This window comes from uncultured Flavonifractor sp. (assembly GCF_944385615.1).
In the GTDB taxonomy this organism is placed as follows: domain Bacteria; phylum Bacillota; class Clostridia; order Oscillospirales; family Oscillospiraceae; genus Flavonifractor.
Window position 1 is genome coordinate 1 of record NZ_CALWXV010000071.1, and the last position, 5,636, is coordinate 5,636.

The window sequence follows — 5,636 nt, forward strand, 5'->3', positions numbered from 1 at the left end:
TTTCTCACCACCTATTGCTATTTTACCTCTTGCAAACGAAAAAGCCCAGCTTTCGCTGGACTTTTTCGACAGGCTGACTCCCTTTCTTTTTTATTCCGATAACAATGCCGCCATATCCGCCGGCAGGGGTATCTGCCAGTGCATGGGTTCCCCAATGATGGGATGGATAAGAAAAAGCTCTGATGAGTGGAGGGCAGGCCGTCCGATAAGGTTCTTGTCCTCAGTGCCATACAAAAAATCCCCGGTGAGAGGACAGCCCAGGCTGGCCATGTGGACCCGAATCTGGTGGGTCCGCCCGGTTTCCAGCTCCAGCTCCACCAAAGCCCGGCCCCCGGCAACTTTTAATACCCGGTATTGGGTGGCGGCGGGCTGTCCCGCCGGGTCTACCCTCCGCTCCACCAGGGACCCCGGCGTCCGGCCAATGGGCAGATCCACCCGGCCTTGCCGAGGCTCCGGCACCCCGTCGCACACAGCCAGATAGCGCCGCCGAAATTCCGGCGTGTGGAGCTGGCCTTTCAGCTTCTCCTGGGCCACCGGATGCTTGGCCACCACCAGCAGGCCGGAGGTGCCCTTGTCCAGCCGCTGGACCGGGTGGACTCCGCTGCCCTCCCCCCGCTGCCGGTACAGCCAGGCGATGTGGTTGCACAGGGTATCCGTTCCGTGACCCGGTCCCGGGTGGACCAGCACACCGGGGGCCTTGTTGACCACCAGCAGATCCTGGTCCTCATATATCACATCTACCGGCCCTGGGGTGGGTACCGGGTCCGCCTTTTGGTCCGGGGCGGCCACCCGCACCGAGAGCACCTGCCCCGCCGACACCCGCTGGCCGGTGATGGCCCGCACTCCGTCCAGCAGAATACCGTCCTCCAGCCATTTGATCCGCTTGATGACTGTACCGGACAGCCCCAGCTCCCGCCGCAGCAGGGTGTCGATCTTCTCTCCGTCCCAGGCCGCCGCTACCGCCAGCGTCAGCCGCCGGTCTGTCCCCTCTGCCATCGTTCTCTCCCCTTCTTGTTTTTTTCAGTATAGCATGGCCTTCCATGCTTTTCAAACGGGGGATTTTGTTGTATAATATGATTTACTGTTTTTGATTGCGAGGCGGACAGCTGCCTTTTTCCTGTCTGCCCTCCAATCACCGCACCTTCAGGAAGCGAGGCATCATCTATGGCAGAAAAGCTGGGCATCTATATCCACATCCCCTTTTGCCGCAGTAAGTGCGATTACTGTGATTTCTACTCTCTGGCCGGCAGAGAGGAGCGGATGGATGATTACCAGAAGGCCTTGATTACCCACATCAAGGAGGCATCCCCCCAGGCCCGGGGCTGGCAGGTGGATACCGTCTACTTTGGCGGCGGCACCCCCAGCTTTTATGGGGAAAAGCGGCTGCGGGAGCTGCTGCGGCTCATCGCCAAGCGGTTTGACTTGGCAAAAGACGCAGAGATCACCGTGGAGTGCAACCCGGACAGCGTGGATCTGAAAATGCTCCAGGCCCTCCGCAAGGCGGGGGTCAACCGGCTCTCTTTGGGGGTCCAGTCGGCCTGTGACCAGGAGCTGCAAAACCTTCACCGCCCCCATACCTTTGAACAGGCAGTTCAGGCTGTGACCATGGCCCGGCAGGCCAAGTTCCAGAACCTGAGCCTGGATCTGATCTACGGCCTGCCCGGTCAGACCATGGAGGGCTGGCAGAACACGGTGGAGCAGATTTTAGCCCTGAAACCGGAGCATCTGAGCTGCTATGGGCTGAAGGTGGAGGCAGGCACTCCCCTGGACTACCGGGTATCCCGAGGAGAGCGGCTGCCCGACGACGACCAGCAGGCCGATATGTATCTGTGGGCGGTGGACCGGCTGGCTCAGGAGGGCTTCCGGCAATATGAGATCTCCAACTTTGCCCGCTCGGGCTTTCAGTCCCGCCACAATCTGAAATACTGGATGGGTCACCCCTATATCGGCTTCGGCCCTGGTGCCCACTCTGACTTTGGCGGACGGCGCTACTCCTTCCTCCGGGATCTGGAGGGCTATATCACCGGCGTGCTGGGGGGCGGGGTGGTCATTGATTCCTCCGATCTGATCCCCAGCCGGGAGCGTGGCAGCGAGTACCTGATGCTCCGCCTGCGCACCACCCGGGGCATTGAGGAATGGGAGTACCGGCGGGAGTTTTTTCTCAATTTCGACCCTATCGAGCAGAAGCTGGAGGAGTACGAGCACCAGGGCTGGGCCGAGCGCCACGACCGCCGCTGGAACCTAACCCCCAAGGGTTTTCTGGTCTCCAATCAGCTTATCGGCGATCTGCTCACCATTCAGGAGGAGGCCACCTTTGGAAAGCCCCTCCCCCGCCTCAAGCAGGGCCGCCCCGACGAAGGGGACCAGAACCTCCAGAGCTGACGCCCACGCCCCACAGACCCGTCTTTTCGACAAGCCAAAGCCGCCGCCGGTTTACAAGCGGCGGCTTTTGTGTTAACATAATAAGTACGCATATTTGCAAACCTACTTCAGGAGGACGATCATGAAACATTTGATCCGGCGATGCGCCGCGGCGGGGCTGGCTCTGGCCCTGACCATCACCGCAGCGTCTGCCTCATACGCCTTGGGCTGGGACCTGCACACCGGTCAGGTCCCTTTGTCTCAGGGCGCCACTCTGGGCAAAAATATTTTCTGGAGCGACAGCTATTCCGATCTGCGCCACGAGTACTACATATCCTATAGCCCCAACACCAATGTGGTACCCACCGTGGCCTACGGCTCCAAAGTGCTCAACCGCCTGTCCCTGTCCAGCATGGCAAAGACACTGGAGAGCCAGGGAAAGCGGGTGGTCTCCGGCATCAACGGCGACTGGTATGTGCTGAGTACCGGCTCCACCGTGGGCCTGCTGGTCACCGACGGCGTGGTGCGGGCCACTCCCTACTACAACAACGCCTGGGCGGTGGGCTTCAACCAGGATGGCACCGCCTTTATCGGCCAGCCCAGCCTCTCCACCAACGTCACCTTCAACGGGCATACCTTCCGCCTCACCGGCGCCATCAACAAGGTACGTAAGATCACCGCCAGCGACACCAGCGGCGGGCTGACCCTGCTCACCTCCGACTTTGCCACCACCACCCAGAACACCGCCGCCGGTGTGGACGTGGTTCTAGTGCCGGTGGACGACGGCACCGGCACCAGCGCAATGGTGCCCACCATCGGCAAGCAGGTCCAGTACAAGGTGGAGCAGGTGCTGGAGTCCACCGGCAGCATCGCCATTCCCGAGGGAAAAGCGGTGCTCACCATGAACGGCAAGGACGACCCCGACATTCTGGCCCAGCTGCGGGCTCTGACCCCCGGCGACACGGTCACCCTGTCCATCACCAGCACGGATTCCCGCTGGAACACGGTGGATCAGGCCATCGGCGGCACCTATAAGATCGTCACCGGCGGTCAAGTGGCCTCCGGTCTGCCCTCGGAGCGCACCGCCTGGACGGCGGTAGGCGTCAAGGCGGACGGCAGCACCATTTTTTATACCATTGACGGCAAGCAGTCCGGCTACAGCGTGGGCTGTACCCTGAACCAGGTGGCCCAGCGGCTCATTGAGCTGGGGTGCGTGGATGCGGTGGCCATGGACGGCGGCGGTTCCACCACCATCGGTGTGACCTACCCGGAGACCAACGGCATGCAGGTCATCAACCGCCCCTCTGACGGCTCCCAGCGGGCCAACAGCACAGCCATTTTCCTGACCACTACCCTCCAGCCCACCGGCCAGCTGGGCAGCTACTATGTGACCCCCACCGACTCCATGCTGCTGGCGGGAGCCTCGGTCCAGCTCTCGGCCTCCGGTCTGGATACCAGCTATTACCCCACCACAGGCAATCCGGTGTCCTGGACGGTGTCCAGCGGCAGCGGCACGGTGGACCAGAACGGCTGGTTCACCGCCGGTACGCAGAGCGGCTTCTCCCAGGTCACCGCCTCTGACGGCATGGCCTCCGGCACCGCCTACCTCACCACAGTGGGCACCCCCGACACCCTCACCGTCACCAATGAGGCAAATGGGGCCAAGGTGAGCTCCATCAACCTGGACCCGGGCCAGCAGATCAACCTGAAGGGCAGCGCCACCTACCGCTCCCTGTCTCTCACGGCTCAGGACAGCTGCTTTACCTGGTCCCTCAGCCCCGCCTCTCTGGGCACGGTGGACCAAAATGGCGTGTTTACCGCCGGCTCCCAGAGCAGCAGCGGCACCCTCACCGTGTCTGTGGGGGGCAAAAGCGTCTCCATTCCGGTGACCATCTCCGGCCACATCAAGCTGCTGGACAGCTTTGAGGGGTCGCTCTCCGCCTATACCGGCACCGCTACCGCCTCTGCCGCCGGTGAGACCTCCGCCGATTATGTCCACAACGGCAAGCAGAGCCTGAAGCTGTCTTATGACGCCTCCACCGGCGCCGCCTCCCTGTCCACCACCTTGTCCATCCCCTCCGGTGAGAGCTGGCTTGGCATGTGGGTGTATGGCGACGGGTCGGGCAATACCCTGATGGCCACCGCCCTGGACGCCAGCGGTCTGGCCCAGCAGTTCCGGCTCACCACCCTGGACTTCACCGGCTGGAAATACGTCATGGTCCAGCTGCCCACTGGAGCGGTCTCCCTCACCAGCCTGGATGTGATCTATGGCGGCTCCGCCGGCCGTCAGACCGGCGCCATCTGGCTGGACCAGCTGGTCACCGCCAACCAGAATCTCTCCGACACCACTGCTCCCACGGTCAGTGTCACCGTTCAGGGGAACCAGCTGACCGCCACAGTGCAGGACGACCTGAACACCTCCTTTGCCCAGGAGCAGGTGCGCCTGACCTATGACGGCACCCCCATCACCGGCAACTGGAACGCGGGCACCAGCACCCTGACCGCTACCCTGCCCGCCGCCGACGGGGGCTATCACCGGGTCACCGTCACCGCCTCCGATGCCAGCGGCAACCTGGGCCGGGCCTCGGCGGATATCACCCCCGCCAGCTTCCTCTCCGGCCCCTTCATCGACATGAAGGGCCATTGGGCCGAGCCCTACGCCACCTTCCTCTATGACCAGGGCATTTCTCAGGGTACCGGCGGGGCCAGCCCCCAGTATCAGCCTGACAAAAACATCACCCGGGCCGAGTTCTTTGCGCTGACCGCCCGGTGGATGGACCTGGATCTGACCAGCTACGCCAATGTGGAGCTGCCCTTTGCCGATACTGCCAGCATCCCCTCCTGGGCACTGAATGAGGTGAAGGCCATGTACAGCTTAGGTATCCTTCAGGGAGCCTCCAACGGCAACCAGCTGCTGGCCAATCCCTCCGCCACCATCACCCGTGCCGAGGCCATGACCATCCTGGGCCGCACATTGGAGAAGGGCTTCTCCGGTGAAGCGTTGACCTTCAGCGACGCCGGCTCGGTACCCAGCTGGTCTCTGCCCTATGTCAGAACGTTGGTATCTCTGGGCGTGGTCACCGGCAATGACAATCTGATCCGTCCCAATGACTCCATCACCAGAGGCGAGGTAGCCAAGCTGCTGTACGCCATGCTGTAAAACAAATCGAAGGCCCCGCCGCGTATGCGGCGGGGCCTCAGCCTGTCGAAAAAGTCCCAGCCTGTCGAAAAAGTCCAGCAAAAGCTGGGCTTTTTCATTTAGATGAGATAAAATA

The 5,636-nt window shown here is 62.2% G+C and carries 3 protein-coding genes; 2 read left to right on the forward strand and 1 reads right to left on the reverse strand.

What is annotated here, in order from left to right; translation table 11 throughout:
• Window positions 1–90: 90 nt before the first annotated feature.
• The gene (locus tag Q0J75_RS12240; RefSeq protein WP_297201758.1) at window positions 91–996 is read right to left on the reverse strand and encodes an RluA family pseudouridine synthase; all 906 of its coding nucleotides are present in this window, start codon (window positions 994–996) and stop codon (window positions 91–93) included.
• A 168-nt stretch (window positions 997–1,164) separates the two neighbouring features.
• On the opposite strand from Q0J75_RS12240, the gene hemW reads away from it, so the two are divergent.
• Window positions 1,165–2,382, forward strand: a complete 1,218-nt coding sequence (hemW, locus tag Q0J75_RS12245; protein ID WP_297201761.1) for a radical SAM family heme chaperone HemW — start codon at window positions 1,165–1,167, stop codon at window positions 2,380–2,382.
• 121 nt (window positions 2,383–2,503) lie between these two features.
• Window positions 2,504–5,521, forward strand: a complete 3,018-nt coding sequence (locus tag Q0J75_RS12250; protein WP_297201764.1) for an S-layer homology domain-containing protein — start codon at window positions 2,504–2,506, stop codon at window positions 5,519–5,521.
• Window positions 5,522–5,636 lie beyond the last annotated feature (115 nt).